The sequence below is a fragment of the Deltaproteobacteria bacterium HGW-Deltaproteobacteria-6 genome (assembly GCA_002840435.1).
GTDB lineage: Bacteria > Desulfobacterota > Syntrophia > Syntrophales > Smithellaceae > UBA8904.
In genome coordinates, this window is sequence record PHAT01000005.1 from 38,402 (window position 1) to 56,213 (window position 17,812).

Below are 17,812 nucleotides of genomic sequence, written 5' to 3' on the forward strand. Positions count from 1 at the left end.
TGATTAGATAGCATGAAAAAAAGCATTCAGGAAATAGCCGCCATGTTCGGCGGCTCCGTCATCGGCGATGAAAAGACGATGATCAGCGATATCCGGCCCATTGACGACGCAGGCGTTGATGATCTGACCTTTATCGCGAACCCGAAGTATTTTAAGATGCTGAAAACGACCCGCGCAGCGGCAATCCTTGTTCCACCGGGAACCGTTGAACCAGGCAAAAATCTGATCGTCGTGGCCGAACCTTATACGGTCTTCGGGAAGCTTCTGGCATTGTTTTATCCGGTCGATCATGGTCCGGTCGGCATCAGTCCTGACGCTTATATCGAAGAAGGCGCCTCAGTTTCGACGGAGGCAACCGTCCTGCCCCGAGCTTTTATCGGCCGCGGCGCCAGGATTGAAAAAGGCGCCGTTATCTACCCCGGCGTGTTTATCGGCCGCGGAGCCTCGGTCGGTGAAGATTCAATCCTTTATGCCAATGTCAGCGTTTATGCCAACTGCATCATCGGCAAACGGGTGACTTTGCATTCGGGTGTCGTGATCGGCGCGGACGGCTTCGGCTTTGCCGCGCCCGGCGCGGGCAACACCAAAATTCCCCAGGTCGGAATCGTGCAAATCGACGACGACGTGGAATTAGGCGCCAATACCACCGTTGACCGGGCCACCATGGGCAGGACCTGGATTCAGCGCAACGTGAAGATTGATAATCTTGTTCAGGTCGCCCATAATGTTGTGATCGGGGAAAATTCCGCCATTGCCGCACAAACCGGCATTTCCGGATCCACCAAAATAGGACAAAGTGTCATCATCGGCGGACAGGTCGGCATCGTCGGCCATATTTCCGTCGGAGATCATGTCATGATCGGCGCGTCATCGGGCGTTCACAAGAATATCCCCGCCGGAGAAATTGGCGGAGGAACACCGTTCCTTCCCTATAAAGATTTTCTGAAAGTGGAGTCCTGCAAGGTTAAACTCCCAGCCATGCGCGTAAAACTGCAAAATCTGGTCAAACAGGTGGCGCAACTTGAAGCAAAAATAAACAAAGCAGGTGAAGATTAAAAATGAAAATTCATCCCACAGCAATTATCGCTCCTGATGCTCAAATTGAGGAAGGCGTTGAAATCGGCCCGTACGCCGTGATTGGAAGCGATGTGAAAATCGGGAAAAATACCATTATCGGCCCGCATGCCGTTATTGAAGATTATACGCACATCGGAGAGGGCTGCCGTATCTATCAATTTGCTTCGATTGGCGCGGCTCCCCAGGATTTGAAGTTCGGCGGCGAAAAGACCCGGGTCATCATCGGCAACCACAATACGATTCGGGAGTTTGTGACGATTCACCGCGGGACCGCCGCGGACATCGGCATGACGTTTATCGGCAATCATAATCTGATTATGGCTTACTGCCATATTGCTCACAACTGCAAACTGGGAAACAATATCGTTCTGGCCAATGCCGCAACGCTTGCCGGTCACATTCACGTTGAAGACTTTGCCATTATCGGCGGATTGACAGGGGTGCATCAATTCTCGCGTATTGGCGCTCACTGTATCATTGGCGGCGCATCGGCCGTTCCGAAGGATGTGCCTCCTTATACGATGTCGTCCGGCAACCGGATTAAACTTTACGGTTTGAATCTCATCGGTTTGAAGAGAAGAAAATTCCCGGAAAAAAGCATCAAGGCGCTCAAAGAGGCGTATCGTATTATTTTCCGTTCCGGCATGCTTTTGGCGGAAGCCCTGAAAAAGGCCGAAGCAGAAGTTGAGGACTGCCCGGAAGTCCGGTATTTTATTAATTTCATCAGGGAGTCCAAACGAGGCATTTCCCGCTGACGGGCATCTGATATTTAAAAAAAGAAGTGACCGATGTGAAAAAATATGCCTCCTAAAGAAATCAATCCATCCCCCGCGGAGACCACAGGAAGCAGGAAAACAAAGACGATCATGATTGTTGCCGGCGAAGCGTCCGGCGACATGCATGGCGCGGCACTTGTCCGCGAAATGGCCGGAATTAATCCCTCGCTCCATTTTTACGGCATCGGCGGCAGCCAGATGGAAAAAGCGGGAGTCACCCTTCTGGCCAATAATGCCTCGATGGCCGTTATGGGAATAACCGAGATCGTCACTAAACTGGGCAGCATCTTAAAGACGCTCAGTATGATGAAGAAAGCCCTGGACAGCAACAGGCCTGACCTGGTCATTTTGATCGATTATGCCGACTTTAATCTCCGTTTGGCCAGGGCCGCGAAAAAGAAAGACATAAAGGTCTTCTACTATATCAGCCCGAAGGTCTGGGCCTGGCGCGGGGGGAGAATTGCGCAGATCAAAAAATTCGTCGATCGTATGGCCGTCATCTTTCCCTTTGAAGTCGATACCTATGCAGCCCACGGGTACACCGTCAATTATGTCGGTCATCCCTTAGTCGACATGGTCAAACCGCACGGCACAAAGCAGGATTCGAGAAAAAGCATTGGCGTTTCTGCAAACGAAACAACCATCGCGCTTTTGCCGGGCAGCCGGCTCGCGGAAGTAAACAAACTGCTGCCGGAAATGCTGCTGGCCGCTGAAATCATTTCGCAAAAAATACCGGGGGTTCAATTTGTTCTGCCGCTGGCTGATACCCTCGAAGAAAAAATCATATTGGATATCGGCAAAAATTCTCCGGTTAAAATTAAAGTGATTGCCGGCAAAACCTACGATGTTATTGCTTCCGCCGATCTGGCCATTGTTGCATCGGGGACGGCAACGCTGGAAACCGGCTTGCTGGGTGTCCCGATGATTATCATTTACAAGGTCTCGCTTTTTTCGGAGTTGATCGCCAGGATGTTTATCAGCATCCAGCACATGGGGCTGGTCAATATTATTGCGGGAAAAACAATCGCACCGGAGTTGATTCAATCGGATGTTAACGGTCAGCGCATGGCATCCGAGGCGCTGGCTATTTTATTAAACCATGAAAAAAAACAGGAAATGATCGCCGAGCTTCAGGACATCCGCGCCAGAATGGGTGAGCCGGGCGCAGCCGGAAGAGCAGCTCAAATCGCCTGTGATATGCTATAGGAACAAAAATGGAAACTTTCAATCGATTGTTGTTAATGGCCAAGCAGTACTATTTGCGCTTTATCTTCGCCGCAATTTGCATGTTGATCGCCGGAGGCCTGCAATCCGCTCTGCCGCTGATTGCCAAGCCGGTGGTTGACGAGATATTCGTCCAAAAGGATGTTTCCGCGCTGAAATGGATCCCCTTTACAGTCATCGCCATTTTTTTCTTTAAGGGATTGTGCAACTACGCACAGAACATTTTAATGAGTTCCATCGGCCTGCGCATTGTTGCGGACCTGCGCAATAAACTCTATGAGCAAATTCAGAAACAATCCCTGTCCTTTTTTTCCGGACATTCCACCGGCCTTTTGATGTCGAGGATTACGAATGATGTTCAGTCCGTTCAAACCGCGTCATCGGAAGCCGTGACTGCCCTGGTCAAGGACAGTTTTATGCTGGTGTGTCTGATCGGCGTAATCTTTTACACGGACTGGAAACTCGCACTCATCGCGATGGTCGTTTTTCCGCTGGCCATCTATCCCATTACCCTGTTCGGCAGGAAAATGCGCAAAGTGACGACATCCACGCAAATCACGATGGGAACCCTGAATTCTCTTTTACAGGAAACCATTTCCGGAACCCGCATTGTCAAGGCATTCGGAATGGAACAATACGAAAACAAAAGGTTCGCCGCGGAAAACGAGAGACTGTTCAAACATTACATTAAAGCCGTTTCCGTCAATTCCATTACCAGTCCCCTGATGGATTTTCTGGGCGGAATGGGAATTGCCGCCGTAATTTTTTACGGCGGATACAGCGTCCTGCAGGGCAATTCCACGCCCGGCACTTTCTTCTCTTTTATCGCCGCTCTGCTGATGCTTTACGAACCGGCTAAACGGCTTACCAATGTCAATAATACCATCAATCAGGGCATTGCCGGCGCCGACCGTATTTTCAGCATCATCGACCGGGTGCCGGACATTGAAGACAAACCCGATGCCGCCATACTGCCGCCCATCAGCAAAAGTATTCACATGGAAAATGTAACCTTTTGCTATGAAGCCACACCCGTGCTGAAAAACATCAATCTCACCATCAGGGCGGGCGAGGTGGTCGCGTTTGTCGGCATGAGCGGCGGCGGAAAAACGTCGCTGGTCAATCTGATTCCCCGCTTTTACGACGTTTCCGAAGGGCGCGTCATGATTGACGGCCATGATGTGCGTGATGTTACGCTGCAATCCCTGCGCCGGCAGATCGCCATCGTCACCCAGCAGACCATCCTTTTTAATGATACGGTGAAAAACAACATCGCTTATGGTGACATTGAAAGGACCGAAGAAGACATCATCAACGCCGCCCGCGCAGCCAACGCCCACGATTTCATCACCAAATTGCCTGACGGATACGACAGCAACATCGGCGAACTGGGAACCAAACTCTCCGGTGGAGAGAAGCAAAGAATCTCCATTGCCCGCGCGCTGCTGAAAAATGCGCCCATATTAATTCTGGACGAAGCGACCTCTTCTCTGGACACGGAAGCGGAAATCGAGGTGCAGGAAGCGCTGGACAATCTGATGAAAGGGCGCACGACGCTGGTCATCGCGCATCGTCTCTCCACCATCCGCAATGCCGACCGCATCATTGCCCTGGTCAACGGAAAGATCGTGGAAGAAGGCAATCACGAAACCCTGCTGGCTAAAAGGGGCGAATATTACCGGTTGTATAATTTGCAGTTCAAAGATGAAGGAAATGGCAATGAGCGATTGGCAAAGGATCTGGAATAATGATGATTCAATTCGCCGCATCAGTCCGACAAGAGCAATTCTCTATCTTTTATCCCTGCTCTACCGGCCGGTTGTCTTTTTGCGCAACCGGCTCTATGATCAACACATTCTGAAGTCCGTCAAACTTTCCTGTCCGGTGATCAGTGTCGGCAACATCACCGTCGGCGGCACGGGGAAAACCCCCTGCGTCATCGCACTGGCCGGAATGATTCAGCGCCGCGGTTTCCGCCCGGCCGTCATCAGCCGCGGTTACGGCGGTAAAAACCCGCGGCCCGTCAATGTTGTTTCCGACGGCAAAACCATCTTGCTTGATGCCGAAGAAGCCGGTGACGAGCCGCTGCTCATCGCCCGATCGCTGCCGGATATTCCGGTCATCACCGGCTCGAAGCGCCGTCTTACCGGACAGGCGGCTATCGATCGATTCGGGGCCAATGTGCTGATCTGCGACGACGCATTTCAACACCGGCAAATCTTCCGGGATCTGGATATCGTTTTACTCGATGGCAGAAAACCGCTGGGCAACGGGCACCTCCTGCCGCGCGGTGAACTGCGCGAATCGCCGGGAGGGCTCAACCGGGCCGGCTGCATGATTCTGACGCGCGCGGATGAGACGGAGCCGTTACATCCCGGCATCGCCTCGATCGCCCGATCATCCGGGATACCCGTTTTCCGGGCCGTTCATCGGTTCAGAGAAATAATTAAACCTGATCAGAGCGCATGGCCGCCCGTTGCACTTCGAGGCAGGACAGTATGCGCCTTTTGCGGCATCGCCAGGCCGGATTCCTTTCAGAAAATGTTGAACAACGCCGAAGCGCAAATCCTGTCATTTATTCCGTTTCCCGATCATTATTCCTACAACCGGTATGATCTGGAGGACTTGCAAAACAATTTTATCCGCCTGCAGGCCGATTATCTGGTAACCACGGAAAAGGACGCCATGCGCCTTCAAAGTCATCCTGAATTTTTAAAAATGATTTGCATTTTACGCATGGACATGGAAATAAAACCTTCTTCGCAGTCATTCGAAAACTTTATAGCCGAGCGATTGACCGCTGTCGCTCAAAATGGATAGATCCGGCAAATGGAACCAGAAAAAACGTTTAACATAAAGATTGCAATTGTCGCCAATCGCCTGACGCCTCATTGGGTCAAACGATCTGCCGCTTTTTTGTTGTCCAGATTGATGTATTATCTGTCGCCCAAGCACCGGTTGATCGCGATTCATAATCTGATCAGGGCATTTCCCGAGAAATCGCTGGACGACATACTGAATATCGTCAAAGCCTCCAACGAAAACTTTATCTTGTCCATGCTGGAATTTCCCGATCTGCTGAACGTGAATAAGGACAATATTCATCGCCTGGTCTCCATCAAGGGGCTGGAGCATTACGAAGCAGCCTGCCGCGAAGGCAAAGGGGTTTTGCTTTTCAGCGCTCATTTCGGCAGTTGGGAAGTCGGCAACGCCGCGCTGGCGATATTATCCAAGCCGCCGGTCTTCATGGCCCGTATTCTGGACAGCGCTTTTCTGGAGGAGGGCAGCACTTATGTGCGCGCCACCCTGGGAATCGGCAATATCCACAAGGAAAACGCCATGCGGCCGCTGCTTCGCCTGTTAAAAAAAGGAGAAGCCGTTAAATTACTGATCGATCAGAATGTCGCCGTCTATGAAGGGGTCTTCGTTGATTATTTCGGACGAACGGCCTGCACGACAACAGGCATCGCCCTTCTAGCGCTGCATACCGGCGCAGCGGTTCTGCCAATATTCACAACCCGCATGCCCGACGGCAAATACGTAACCGAGATCGGTCCGAAAGTGGAAACGGTCAACACCGGCGACCGGGATCAGGACGTCCGGATCAACACGCAAAACTATACGAAAGTCATTGAAGATCATGTTCGCCAATACCCGCATCAATGGCTCTGGGTGCATCAGCGATGGAAAACAAAGCCCTGCCAGGCCGAAAGAAATTCATGAAGCGTATGTCGTGGTTTGCGATTCACGAGATGCAAGATACGGGGAAAAATCCTTGATACTGAAAAACAAAAAAAAATTACCCAAGAGCGGCCTCGACAGAATATTGCTCCGCGGCACCAACTGGATCGGAGACGCCATCATGACGTTGCCTGCGGTCGCCTCCGTGCGCGCGGCCTATCCGAAGGCTCATCTGGCCATTCTCGCCAAACCGCCAGTGACGGATATCTATAAACTGTTTTCAGCAGCCGATGAAATCATTCCTTATGAGCAGAAATTTCAGAATCTCCCGGGCGTCCTTCGTCTGGCTTATGAGCTCAGGCGAAAAAAGTTTGACGCTGCCATTCTGCTCCAAAACGCCATTGAAGCGGCGATTATCGCCGTGGTTGCAGGCATCGGCGTACGCGCCGGCTACAATTCCGACGGACGCGGTCTTTTGCTGACACACGCGATACGCCGCACCAGGGAAATCCTGAAGGTTCATCAGATTGATTATTATCTGGAAATGGTGAAGGCCCTTGGTTGTGCAAATGTTGATCGCACCATGCACATGGAAACCTGCATCTCTTCCGCAACCGCGAAGGAAATTTTGCAGCAGTATGTGCCGGAAAGCGGCAAAACCATTATGGGCATTGCACCGGGGGCAACTTACGGACCGGCCAAACGATGGCTGCCGGAAAGATTTGCCCTGGCCGGGGATTGCCTCAGCCGGGATTTAAACGCTCAAGTCGTCCTCTTCGGCGGCCAGCCCGACTGGGAAACGGCCGAACAGGTCCGGAAACAGTCACAAACCGGCATGCTGAATCTGGCCGGCAAAACGACTCTGCGCGAAGCGGTTTATCTCATATCGCAATGCCGGTTATTTATCAGCAATGATTCCGGGTTAATGCATGTGGCCGGCGCTCTGAATATTCCCACCGTTGCCATTTTCGGTTCCACCAATCCGGTGACCACATCACCCGCCGGCGAAAAGACCGTCCTGGTGCGGAAGCCGGTGTCATGCAGTCCCTGCTTGAAGGAAACGTGCCCGACGGATTTCCGCTGCATGACGGAGATCACCGCCGACGATGTTGCCGCGGCGGCCAGCACGTTAGTGAAGAAAAGTTGAGCCTTTATGGGAAAAAGCATCGCCATATTTCTGGACCGCGACGGAACCATTAATGAGGAAGTCGGATATATTGAAAATCTGAATAAGTTCAGAATCATTCCGGCCGCTTTTGAGGCGATCCGTTTAATCAATCTCAGCGGGTTGCAGGCCGTCGTCATCACCAATCAGGCGGCGATTGCCAAAGGCCTCATAACCGAAGCATTCGTAGGGCAGACGCACGAGCTTTTGCAGACGGAACTCAAACAAAAAGGCGCGGCCATCAACGCGTTCTATTACTGCCCGCATCATCCGACGGAAGGTTCTTCCGCCTACCGCAGAATTTGCGATTGCCGCAAGCCTGCGCCCGGGCTGCTATTGCAGGCGGCGCGAGAAATGAACATCGACTTATCCTCATCTTACATGATTGGTGACCGGTATCGCGACATGGAGGCCGCTCACCGGGCCGGGGTAAAAGGCGTGCTGGTTAAAACAGGCTATGGTGCGGATGTGCTCGCCAACGCCGGTCCCGACGAGGAAACACCGGCGGGAAAACCCGAGTTTATTGCGGAGGACATTCTTGAGGCGGTCCGCTGGATATTGAGGAGCCGGCAATGAATATCCTGATTGTCAAACTGAGCGCCATCGGCGACGTCATTCATACCCTGCCGTCGCTGACCGCATTGCGTCGTCTTTTCCCGGACGCGCATATAACCTGGGCGGTGGAAGAAGCGGCGTCCGATCTGGTCATCCATCATCCCTGCCTGGATGAGGTCTTGATTTCCCGGCGAAAAAGCTGGATCAAAGATATTAAAGCGGGGAAATTCCCGTCAACCTGGCGCGAAATCCGTTCTTTCGTGAAGCAACTGCGTCAACGTCAATATGATATCGTCATCGATTTTCACGGGCTGCTGAAAAGTTCGGTCATCGTATTTTTGAGCCGAGGAAAAAGAAAACTGGGTTATGATTCTTGGCAGGAACTGAGCGGATTGTTTCTGAACGAAAAAATTCCGGAAGATATGAATAAGCATGCCGTTGACCGGTACCTGGATTTTGCACGGTATCTTGGAGCAAAAACGGACCAAGTCGAATTTACACTGCCGCTGACGGACAAAACAAAGTCGGACGCAGAGCGGCTGCTGAATGCCTGCCGCCTGAAAGCAAAGCAATACATCGCCGTCAATCCCATTGCCTTCTGGGAAACCAAACTCTGGAACAATGAAAAATTTGCACGACTCGCGGATTTGATTCAGGAGAAATTAAAACTGGATGTGGTTTTTACGGGAAGCAACCAGGCAGACGCGGCAGATATCCTGTCGCGCATGACAAAGGGAGGGATAAATCTGGGAGGGCAAACCAGCCTGCTTACGCTGGCTGAAATATATAAAAACGCTTGTGCGGTTATCACGACCGATTCCGGCCCCATGCATCTGGCGGCGGCCGTGGGCACACCGGTCATCGCTCTTTTTGGTCCGACCGATCCGGCAAGAACAGGGCCATACGGGGCAGGTCATTCCGTTGTTCGCTCCGGCCTGTCGTGCAGTCCTTGCCTGCTGAAAAAATGTTCAACCACACAATGCATGAAGGACATTACGGAAGAACAGGTTTTAAATGCGCTGATCATAAAGCTGCGGCAGATGCCATGACCGAATGCTTTAACCCCGCAATCAAAAACTCCCGCAACATGAAATCATTATTAATGAGTCACCCCTTCACGGCGCAACACCTTGAACAGCGTTAGAAAAAGTATTTTTAAGTCCAATTTCATTGAACAATTATTAAGGTAATGGACATCAAAATCAACCTTAACCGGAATGGGAAGGTTGTCACGTCCGTTAATTTGCGCCCATCCGGTAACACCCGGCATTAAACGATGCACGCCTTTTTGAGTTCGCAGCGCGATCAAATCATCCTGATTAAACAATGCCGGGCGGGGCCCGACAAAACTCATGTCTCCTTTGATGACACTCCATAATTGAGGCAATTCATCGAGACTTGATTTTCGCAAAAACTTGCCGATGGGCGTCAGATACACATCAGGATCATTCAAAAGATGCGTTGCTACAGCAGGCGTATCTGTGCGCATGGTGCGAAATTTGGGCATTCTGAATATCACGTTGTCTTTGCCAACCCTGTCGGACCAGTAAATAACGGGCCCCCTGGAGGTAGACTTTACCAGAAACGATACAGCCAGCAGAGGCAGAGAAAAAAAACAAAGGGCAACAAACGCTATCGCAATATCCAATAATCTTTTTAACACGGCAACGTTCCTGACTGTCTCATTTCCCGAACAGCATTTTGCCAACCGGTCGACAAATCATATTGCGGCACAAAACCAAGTTCATACTGAATGCGCCGGCTGTCCACCGCCACATCCTCCGTATATTTATCAACAGTCGCACGCACGATAGGCGGTTTAATGCCGGCGATCTTCGCCAGATCTTCAACAAGGCCGGCTGCAAAGCGCACCGGACCAACCGGCAATGACAGACGGGGCAATTTCCTGTCCAAAGCCTGACACATGCTGGAAATAATATCATTTAAAGTGTGAAATTCACCGTCAGAAACGTTGAAGATTTTTCCGGCGGCGGCGGAATGCTGTAAAGCCAGCACAGCAGCGCGCGCCACATCCTCATCATAAACCAATGTGCGTCTGTTGGAACCATCCCCGACCGGCAGGAAACGGCCTCTCGCCAGAGATTGTAAAAGACGTTCATAATTCCCTTTAATTCCTGAACCGTAAATCGCACCCAGACGCAAAACAGTCCCCATCCGCCTGCCATCCACATCTCTGGCATTCAGCACAATTCTTTCCGCCGCAAGCTTGGTCTGTGAATAAAAAGTATCCGGATGAGGCGGGGTCTCTTCGGTAACAATCCGGCCGTGCGTGGATCCATAAACGGCAATGGTACTGAAATAAATAATGCGCCTGACTCGCGACTGCAAAGCTGCCTCAACGACCGTAGCCGTCCCTCCCACATTAATCCGTTCGTATTTCTTTTGCAGGGCGGGCGGCGGATTTACAATATGCAGCAGAGCCGCCAGATGAATAACCGAATCAATGTCACAAACGACGGCTTGAACGGCCGCAGCATCCGTTACGTCGCCAATAACAACTTCTACACCTTCGGGCCATAAACCAACCCGGGGTGGATCAATCGACAAGGTGCGAACGCGGTAGCCCGCATTGCACAACGCAGTGACAACGCGCGGGCCAACGGCGCCCGTGGCGCCCGTTACTAAGATTTTTTGCATGCGCTGATCGAATCTGCTCAAAAAGTCAATTTCCGGTTTTACGTCCGTGGGCCACGTCCTGCATCCAGCCTTCCAATTTCGTCATCAGCATGTCTCTGTCAAAATTTTCCACACAATAATGAATGCCGCATTTGCCCATTTTTTCTCTTTGGTCCCTCGGCATTTGATACATGGCAAGCACAGCAGCGGCCAGGGCATCGGCATCCTCGGCAGGCGAAGACAAACCTGCGCCGGATTCCGAAACCAGACGGCCGCCTTCCCCGTCAAGAGCGGCTATAATCGGTTTCCCACAAGCCATGTAGGATTGAATTTTTGCGGGAATGGTTAATGCAAAGATCGGATCTCTTTTCAGGGTGACCAACAGAACATCGGCAAATGAAAAATAATAGGGCATGGTTTCCATCGGGTGTCTGCCCAGCAGATGGAAGCAATCGGAGATCCCCTGCTTTGCAATCTGCCCTTCTACCCAACGTCGCGAACGGCCGTCACCCAGAATAATCCACTGGATGTCTTTATACTCCCGAAGTTTTACTGCAGCAGCAAGAATGGATTCAAAATCCTGAGCGGCGCCGATATTGCCGGCAAACATGATTCGAAAGCCGGAAGGTAATCGCTGCAGCCCCTCAAAACCCGATTCTGCAGGCATCGGTTTGTATATTTTTTCAACGCTGTTGGGGAAGTAGATAATCCTCCCGGGGGCAACCCGATATTCTTCTATCATGGGGATAAAGGCAGTGGATTGCACCAATATCCTGTCGCAGCGTTCATAAATAAATCTTACCAGCCTCTTGACGCCATCAAGAATTGTCCGCGAATGGACAGCGCCCGTAGCGGATAGACTTTCCGGCCATAAATCCTGCACCCAGAAAAAGAGGGGAATCCCCTTCAGCTTTTTCAGTACCACCGCCGGAATACCGACGGTTACCGGTGAAGGCTCATAAACCAATATTACATCGAAGTTCCCGCGGCAAAAAAAAGGCGCCATCATGCTTGCGAAAAAAGCAAATGACGCATAATTGAGCATCAAACGTAATCGGCCGCCTGCGCCGCGCGCTATTAATGGAACGCGTATTATTCTTACACCGCAGTAATCCTGTCGAAGGTTCCTGAACAGGCTGTAGCCGGGGAAAAAGTGTCCGTCAGGATAGTTCGGTATCCCGGTAAGAACCGTCACCTCGTGGCCCCTTTCCACCAGACCGGCACCCAAGTCATTGATGCGAAAGTTTTCCGGCCAGAAATACTGGGATATTATCAGAATTTTCATCAACTACATATTCACTGCTTCTTCCATACCGTCCGGTTGACATAGTCGGTATAGCTCAGGATGATCCGCAGAACTTTCCGGGAGACATTATCCGTATCGTAATCCGACACCAGTCTGAATGGCCGGGACGATAACGCCTGCTGGCAGGTTACGACATCAATCGCATCGATAACCGACTCAGCCTGCAACCCGCACATGATCAGGGTCCCCTCATCCATCCCTTCGGGCCGCTCATGGGCCTGACGAATGGTAACCGCCGGGAAATTAAGAATGGTCGACTCCTCGGTAATGGTGCCGCTGTCGGAAATGACGCAGGCGGCGTTCATCTGCAACTTCACGTAATCGAAGAATCCAAGCGGTTTCAGAAAATGAATATGCGGGTTAAAACCGCCGGAACCCATATCCTCCAGCCGCTTTCTCGTACGGGGATGAGTGGAAAAGATGATGGGACGGCCATATTTCGCCGCAATGGCATTCAGGGAGGCGAGAAGATTGGCAAAATTATCTTTGCTATCCACGTTTTCTTCGCGATGTGCACTTACGACAAAGTATTCTCCTTTTTTTACCTGGAGTCTGTTCAACGCGTCAGAGGACTCAATTTGAGGCAGGTAATAATCCAGCACCTCCTTCATCGGGGAACCGCTCTTAATCACCGTTTCCGGCTTTATCCCCTCCGCCAGCAGATAACGGCGGGCATGCTCGGTATTGGTCATATTGATATCACTGGTGTGGTCAACAATTTTCCGGTTGATTTCTTCCGGCACCCTCAGATCAAAGGATCGGTTTCCCGCCTCCATATGGAAAATAGGTATCTTGCGCCGTTTGGCCGATATAACTGAGAGGCAGCTGTTGGTATCACCGTAAAGCAAAACGGCATCCGGTTTTTCTTTTCCCATGACCTCATCAGATTTCGCTATAATATTACCGATCGTCTGTGCCAGCGTTTTACCTACCGAATTAAGGAAATGGTCGGGCTTGCGAATCCCCATCTCCTTGAAAAATATCTCGTTTAATTCGTAGTCATAATTCTGCCCCGTATGCACCAGCATATGCTCCAGATGTTTTTCCAATTCATACACCACGCGGCTCAGTTTTATGATCTCAGGCCGGGTACCGACTATCGTCATCACTTTTAAAGCCATATAAATTCTCCTTGCATTCTGCCGTCCTGATTATCCCGGCAGGACTTCATTTTTGTTGTGAGACTGCCATTGCTCGTAGGGCGTTTGATCGGCGGCCATGTCCAACATCATCCGGCGCCAGGATGGGCATTTAAAACCCGTGGCCCTGACAAATTTTTCACCGTTGAGATTACGTTTGCATTCAAATTGATCGTCACGATCTATTTCAATGTCAATTTTATAGGCTTCTTTCATCAGATGAAGCAGGTCATATTTGGAAACTGTTTCGCTGGAAACGTGGTACAATCCATGCAGATCCGGAAATTTCTCTATCAGTTCGCTCACCAGCTCGGCAAGGCGGTTCGTGGTAAGACCGGTAAACAACGCTTTACTGTAGCCGCTCACCCGCTGGCCCTCCCTGGCCAGGAACCATTCAAGAAGTTCCGTGCCGCCGAAGATTTCGCGGCCGATAAAAGAAGATCTGATCGTCAGGGCGTTAGGTGATTGGACGTCACCGAGCGCCTTTGTCATCCCGTAAAGATCCCGCGCATCCGGAGGACTATTCTCGTCATAATTTCCCGACTTGCCTTCAAAAACACAGACGGTGCTGAAATGAATGAGCCGGGCGGCATTTTCAGCACACCATTTGGCCAGCACATGCGGAAGCAAGGCGTTGACGGCAATATTAGAGAGTTTATCATCCGCCTCTTGGCTCCGCAGCGTTACGCCGGCACAATTTATAATGACCGAGGGGCGAATGTCTTTGAGGACGGCTGCCAGTTGTTTAAAATCGCGAAGATCAAGACATTCAATAACATTGGTCCCGTAAAACAAATTGCAATTTTCGTAATAGGTTTTTGCTTTTCGTATGGAAACATAGGTATCGGGGAATTTTTCCGGCAGTCTTTGCCAAAGCTTGTGACCGAGCGCCCCCCCCCCGCCTGTAATCAGTATGCGTTCGGCCTTATTCACTTGATATCCCATGAGGCAAGTTCCTGTTGAATATAATCTAATCTCAGCAATTTTTCCGTCACCTCATCAACGGCAAGCCTGTGCGTATTATGTGAATTATAATCGTCCATCCTGGATATCTGTTCCGTACCTTCGGTAAAATATTTGTTGTAATTCAGATCGCGGTCATCTGGAATAATTCTGAAATAATGTTCAAGTTCTTCGGCCTTGGCAAGCTCTTCCCGGGTCAGCAGCGTCTCATAAAGCTTTTCGCCATGCCGCGTTCCGATAATCTTTATGTCATTATCGCTTTTAAATATCTTTTTTAACGCCATCGCCAGATCATGAATCGTACAGGCAGGGGCTTTTTGAACAAATATATCACCCTGCCGGGCATGCTGAAAAGCATATACCACCAAATCCACCGCATCATCCAAAGACATCAGAAATCTCGTCATCTTAGGATCTGTTACGGTCAGCGGCTTTCCCTCCTTGATTTGCTTGATGAACAGCGGAATAATGGACCCCCGGGATGCCATGACATTTCCATAACGCGTGCCGCAAAATACCGTTTTGTTGTTGCCTATTGTTCTGGTTTTCGCCACCATCAGTTTTTCCATCATGGCTTTCGAGATCCCCATGGCATTAATCGGATAAACCGCTTTATCCGTGCTCAACACAATTACTTTTTTTACGTGATTAGCCAGCGCGGCATTTAAAACGTTCTCCGCACCCAGAATATTGGTTCTGACCGCTTCCATCGGATAAAATTCACAGGACGGAACCTGCTTCAAGGCAGCGGCATGAAAAATAAAATCGACGCCATCCATAGCAAAATTCAAGCTGTCGTAATGGCGGACATCCCCGATATAAAACTTCACCTTCGGATTATTCAGTTCAATACGCATGTCTTCCTGTTTTTTCTCATCCCGACTGAAAACACGGATTTCCTTAATATCGGTGTTGAGAAATCGTTTTAAGACAGCATTGCCAAATGAACCGGTGCCGCCGGTGATCAGAATGTTTTTACCTTTAAACATCTTTCATCTCCTAAAAGCAAAATCAGCGCTTCTTACTGTTCCAACAGCGCCTGGTCCCTGAGAAATCGTGAAAAAACACTGCGCCATAAAAATCAACCGTTAATTTTGCAGCCTTCATCCTATCCCCATTATTCAAAACACTTCGTCCTTTAATCATGTCAAAACATTTTGCTTTTTGTGCTTCGCGATCGTTTCCGGCGACCACCATTCCCCTGTGTCTATTGTTGACATCATCCTTTCAAACTGCCCGGCAAGAAGTTCCGATGTCTCCTGCCCGAAAGAAAACCGTTGAAAGGGGCTGGCGAAAAAGAACCGCACAAAATTATCGTCCCTGACCATCTCTTTGTATCGTTCGAGATTGATGTCCGTATTCACAATCAGATAGGGCTTGTCGTTGAATTCCGCCATCGTGGCCATACCGGAGGATGATCCCATGTGCAGAGCCGACTCGTGAATCATGGCCAGTTCCAGTTCAAGATTCGTGTACCGATCTTTGGCGATGATCACATTTGAGCATTCGCGGAGTCTGCTGTCTACTTCAGAAAGAGCACAGATTACAACGAATTTTACAGGATATCTGTTCCGGCATCCGTTAAAAAATTCTATCCAGCTGTCTATGTGCGCGTTCCGATGGGTACCATAAGATGGATTATTGCGCATCTGGACGGTAACCGGAATATCCGGCCACACGTGATGATAGAAAAAATCAAGGGCCGCATCCCGCAAAAAGGGTCGGCACTCCAACCGCGGGATAGAACCATGGATTTGATAGTAGTCATACAACACTTCATTAAAAATGACGTAATTCAAGTAAATGCCGGACGCGTATTTCCCTGCCGAAGGCCAGACCACATAACGACTTTCATTGTCCGCTACATATTTTTCCAGTTGCGCATGTGAATTAAAAATCATGACGGATCCGAGAAATGAATTGACCTGAAGGACCGGCAGCAGGGAAGAAAGATAGTGATGGACATTGTCCCGGTTGATGCCGGCGTAAGCCTCATCAACGGGTGACGGATTATGATGGTCATAGACCATCGCGAAATCGATCATCCCAACGCCGTGCGTTTCGCGAAGCGCCAGCGCGGCTTCCTGGACATGGATGATGTCGCCGATGCTGTATGGCTGGTAGGACAAATCATAAACGACCAATAATCTCCGTTCGCCTTCCTGAGACGTGGGAAGGACCCAGGCAACGAAACGAAACAGCCGCCATGATGAAACAGCCCATACCCAAAAACGCATCAGGCGCCCGGAGCGGCGCGCCAGGGGGCCTGCAACCTTACGAAGAACGCTCTTGATCATAGGCTCTTACACATGTATAAAAATGACGGAACTGTTCATATAAATCCGCCGACGCCGGCACATGAACACGGCCAGGCGGATCATTTTTTTGCCCGATCCGTATCATGGCACCGGACTTCCAATACTCAGCACCAGCTTCATGATCATTCTCTCCGGTTATATAAAAAGGTTTTTCGCGGCCGATCACTGCCATGGCATACTTGCTAAAAGAGCCCATATACATGTCGGATAATTGACAAAGCGCGTACTCTTCAATGAAATTGTATCCTAAGCTTTTTGTCACCGTGATATTCGGCAGCCCGGTTTGAAAATCTTCTTTAGCCGCAATTGCCTTGTCAAACAGGATAAAGTGAATCCAAGGGAAGTCCTGCCACGCCTTCAGAAAAAAATCCCGCCACTGAGATGATGAAAAAGCAGAGAAACCACCCATGTCCATTGCCACCAAGAACGTCAGGGGCGAATGCATTTTGATAATATTTTTCGCCCAGACCCGCAAATTCACATGAAGCCGTGTGCAGTTCCCGTGGATACGTTTTATGTCCTGCCGATAAAGAAATTTTTGATCAAAGACAACCAGTAATTCATCTGAAACATTCATATTATCTTTTCGAATAAACTTTTCCGCATGCTCACGCATCAGCAGCAGCGGCATCCGGTGAAATTCTATATCTCTGACTGACGGGTACAACTGTAGACATGAAAAAAGCTCAGCAAACTGCTGATATTGATTCTCCTCGCCAAGGTAAATGTGAAGTTGATCCAGAATGGCTTCGGGAGACCCAAGGCTGCCGATCATCTGGTCTAAGGCGATCATTGCGTCTCTGACACATTGCGGAGAGTCCTTTATGATGTAAATTTCTCCGGTATGGAGCGGGTGATTCGAGATTTCATCAAATCTCAAAATCATAGAAATAACCGTTCTGATGGAATTTTTTATCAGAAGAGCCCCCGGCCTAACGACATAGATTACCCGGGCTGTCTGCAGCAACCGA

17 protein-coding genes are annotated in these 17,812 nt (G+C 50.1%); 9 read left to right on the forward strand and 8 right to left on the reverse strand.

Annotated features, from left to right (window positions below; all coding sequences use genetic code 11):
* Nucleotides 1-12 precede the first annotated feature (12 nt).
* The 9 genes from lpxD to waaC are packed head-to-tail and all read left to right on the forward strand — an operon-like array spanning nt 13 to nt 9,527.
* A complete protein-coding gene (gene lpxD, locus CVU71_10405; GenBank protein ID PKN17932.1) occupies nt 13-1,056 on the forward strand; it encodes a UDP-3-O-(3-hydroxymyristoyl)glucosamine N-acyltransferase in 1,044 nt (347 codons plus the stop codon).
* A gap of 2 nt (nt 1,057-1,058) precedes the next feature.
* Nucleotides 1,059-1,832 (forward strand): acyl-[acyl-carrier-protein]--UDP-N-acetylglucosamine O-acyltransferase, encoded by a 774-nt coding sequence (locus CVU71_10410; protein PKN17933.1) that lies wholly within the window; start codon nt 1,059-1,061, stop codon nt 1,830-1,832.
* Nucleotides 1,833-1,877: 45 nt separating this feature from the next.
* The gene (locus CVU71_10415) at nt 1,878-3,059 is read left to right on the forward strand and encodes a lipid-A-disaccharide synthase (protein ID PKN17934.1); all 1,182 of its coding nucleotides are present in this window, start codon (nt 1,878-1,880) and stop codon (nt 3,057-3,059) included.
* Between the two features lie 8 nt (nt 3,060-3,067).
* Nucleotides 3,068-4,825: a lipid A export permease/ATP-binding protein MsbA gene (msbA, locus tag CVU71_10420; protein ID PKN17935.1), complete on the forward strand. Its 1,758-nt coding sequence runs from the start codon at nt 3,068-3,070 to the stop codon at nt 4,823-4,825.
* A complete protein-coding gene (gene lpxK / locus CVU71_10425) occupies nt 4,782-5,897 on the forward strand; it encodes a tetraacyldisaccharide 4'-kinase (protein ID PKN17936.1) in 1,116 nt (371 codons plus the stop codon). The genes msbA and lpxK overlap by 44 nt, the downstream gene beginning before the upstream one ends.
* A 9-nt stretch (nt 5,898-5,906) precedes the next feature.
* A complete protein-coding gene (locus CVU71_10430) occupies nt 5,907-6,800 on the forward strand; it encodes a hypothetical protein (protein PKN17937.1) in 894 nt (297 codons plus the stop codon).
* Nucleotides 6,718-7,905 (forward strand): lipopolysaccharide heptosyltransferase II, encoded by a 1,188-nt coding sequence (gene waaF, locus CVU71_10435; protein ID PKN17938.1) that lies wholly within the window; start codon nt 6,718-6,720, stop codon nt 7,903-7,905. Before CVU71_10430 ends, waaF begins: the two co-directional genes overlap by 83 nt.
* A 6-nt stretch (nt 7,906-7,911) precedes the next feature.
* Nucleotides 7,912-8,499 carry a D,D-heptose 1,7-bisphosphate phosphatase gene (locus tag CVU71_10440; GenBank protein PKN17939.1) on the forward strand — a complete coding sequence of 196 codons (588 nt, stop codon included), beginning with the start codon at nt 7,912-7,914 and terminating at the stop codon, nt 8,497-8,499.
* Nucleotides 8,496-9,527: a lipopolysaccharide heptosyltransferase I gene (gene waaC / locus CVU71_10445; protein PKN17940.1), complete on the forward strand. Its 1,032-nt coding sequence runs from the start codon at nt 8,496-8,498 to the stop codon at nt 9,525-9,527. The genes CVU71_10440 and waaC overlap by 4 nt, the downstream gene beginning before the upstream one ends.
* A gap of 50 nt (nt 9,528-9,577) precedes the next feature.
* Here the strand turns inward: waaC and CVU71_10450 are convergent, their stop codons facing one another.
* The 8 genes from CVU71_10450 to CVU71_10485 all read right to left on the reverse strand — a co-directional run bounded on the left by CVU71_10450 (nt 9,578) and on the right by CVU71_10485 (nt 17,808).
* Entirely contained in the window at nt 9,578-10,141 is a 564-nt protein-coding gene (locus CVU71_10450) for a lipid carrier--UDP-N-acetylgalactosaminyltransferase (protein PKN17941.1), read from the reverse strand.
* Complete coding sequence (locus tag CVU71_10455; GenBank protein PKN18687.1) at nt 10,135-11,136, reverse strand: UDP-glucose 4-epimerase; 1,002 nt, start codon at nt 11,134-11,136, stop codon at nt 10,135-10,137. The genes CVU71_10450 and CVU71_10455 overlap by 7 nt, the downstream gene beginning before the upstream one ends.
* Before the next feature lie 25 nt (nt 11,137-11,161).
* Nucleotides 11,162-12,400, reverse strand: a complete 1,239-nt coding sequence (locus CVU71_10460; GenBank protein PKN17942.1) for a glycosyltransferase WbuB — start codon at nt 12,398-12,400, stop codon at nt 11,162-11,164.
* An 11-nt stretch (nt 12,401-12,411) separates the two neighbouring features.
* On the reverse strand, nt 12,412-13,542 hold the full coding sequence (locus CVU71_10465) for a UDP-N-acetylglucosamine 2-epimerase (non-hydrolyzing) (protein ID PKN17943.1): 1,131 nt from the start codon (nt 13,540-13,542) through the stop codon (nt 12,412-12,414).
* 30 nt (nt 13,543-13,572) lie between these two features.
* Entirely contained in the window at nt 13,573-14,505 is a 933-nt protein-coding gene (locus CVU71_10470; protein ID PKN17944.1) for an NAD(P)-dependent oxidoreductase, read from the reverse strand.
* The gene (locus CVU71_10475) at nt 14,490-15,512 is read right to left on the reverse strand and encodes a UDP-glucose 4-epimerase (GenBank protein ID PKN17945.1); all 1,023 of its coding nucleotides are present in this window, start codon (nt 15,510-15,512) and stop codon (nt 14,490-14,492) included. Before CVU71_10475 ends, CVU71_10470 begins: the two co-directional genes overlap by 16 nt.
* Before the next feature lie 153 nt (nt 15,513-15,665).
* Nucleotides 15,666-16,820, reverse strand: a complete 1,155-nt coding sequence (locus CVU71_10480; GenBank protein ID PKN17946.1) for a hypothetical protein — start codon at nt 16,818-16,820, stop codon at nt 15,666-15,668.
* Nucleotides 16,798-17,808 (reverse strand): hypothetical protein, encoded by a 1,011-nt coding sequence (locus CVU71_10485; protein PKN17947.1) that lies wholly within the window; start codon nt 17,806-17,808, stop codon nt 16,798-16,800. The genes CVU71_10480 and CVU71_10485 overlap by 23 nt, the downstream gene beginning before the upstream one ends.
* Nucleotides 17,809-17,812: the final 4 nt, after the last annotated feature.

What these genes read in the sequence shown, in the direction of transcription:
- lpxD (PKN17932.1), top strand. Translation starts at nt 13, where the DNA reads ATGAAAAAAAGCATTCAGGAAATAGCCGCCATGTTCGGCGGCTCCGTC.
- CVU71_10410 (PKN17933.1), top strand. Translation starts at nt 1,059, where the DNA reads ATGAAAATTCATCCCACAGCAATTATCGCTCCTGATGCTCAAATTGAG.
- CVU71_10415 (PKN17934.1), top strand. Translation starts at nt 1,878, where the DNA reads ATGCCTCCTAAAGAAATCAATCCATCCCCCGCGGAGACCACAGGAAGC.
- msbA (PKN17935.1), top strand. Translation starts at nt 3,068, where the DNA reads ATGGAAACTTTCAATCGATTGTTGTTAATGGCCAAGCAGTACTATTTG.
- lpxK (PKN17936.1), top strand. Translation starts at nt 4,782, where the DNA reads ATGAAGGAAATGGCAATGAGCGATTGGCAAAGGATCTGGAATAATGAT.
- CVU71_10430 (PKN17937.1), top strand. Translation starts at nt 5,907, where the DNA reads ATGGAACCAGAAAAAACGTTTAACATAAAGATTGCAATTGTCGCCAAT.
- waaF (PKN17938.1), top strand. Translation starts at nt 6,718, where the DNA reads ATGTTCGCCAATACCCGCATCAATGGCTCTGGGTGCATCAGCGATGGA.
- CVU71_10440 (PKN17939.1), top strand. Translation starts at nt 7,912, where the DNA reads ATGGGAAAAAGCATCGCCATATTTCTGGACCGCGACGGAACCATTAAT.
- waaC (PKN17940.1), top strand. Translation starts at nt 8,496, where the DNA reads ATGAATATCCTGATTGTCAAACTGAGCGCCATCGGCGACGTCATTCAT.
- CVU71_10455 (PKN18687.1), bottom strand. Translation starts at nt 11,136, where the DNA reads ATGCAAAAAATCTTAGTAACGGGCGCCACGGGCGCCGTTGGCCCGCGC.
- CVU71_10460 (PKN17942.1), bottom strand. Translation starts at nt 12,400, where the DNA reads ATGAAAATTCTGATAATATCCCAGTATTTCTGGCCGGAAAACTTTCGC.
- CVU71_10465 (PKN17943.1), bottom strand. Translation starts at nt 13,542, where the DNA reads ATGGCTTTAAAAGTGATGACGATAGTCGGTACCCGGCCTGAGATCATA.
- CVU71_10470 (PKN17944.1), bottom strand. Translation starts at nt 14,505, where the DNA reads ATGGGATATCAAGTGAATAAGGCCGAACGCATACTGATTACAGGCGGG.
- CVU71_10475 (PKN17945.1), bottom strand. Translation starts at nt 15,512, where the DNA reads ATGTTTAAAGGTAAAAACATTCTGATCACCGGCGGCACCGGTTCATTT.
- CVU71_10480 (PKN17946.1), bottom strand. Translation starts at nt 16,820, where the DNA reads ATGATCAAGAGCGTTCTTCGTAAGGTTGCAGGCCCCCTGGCGCGCCGC.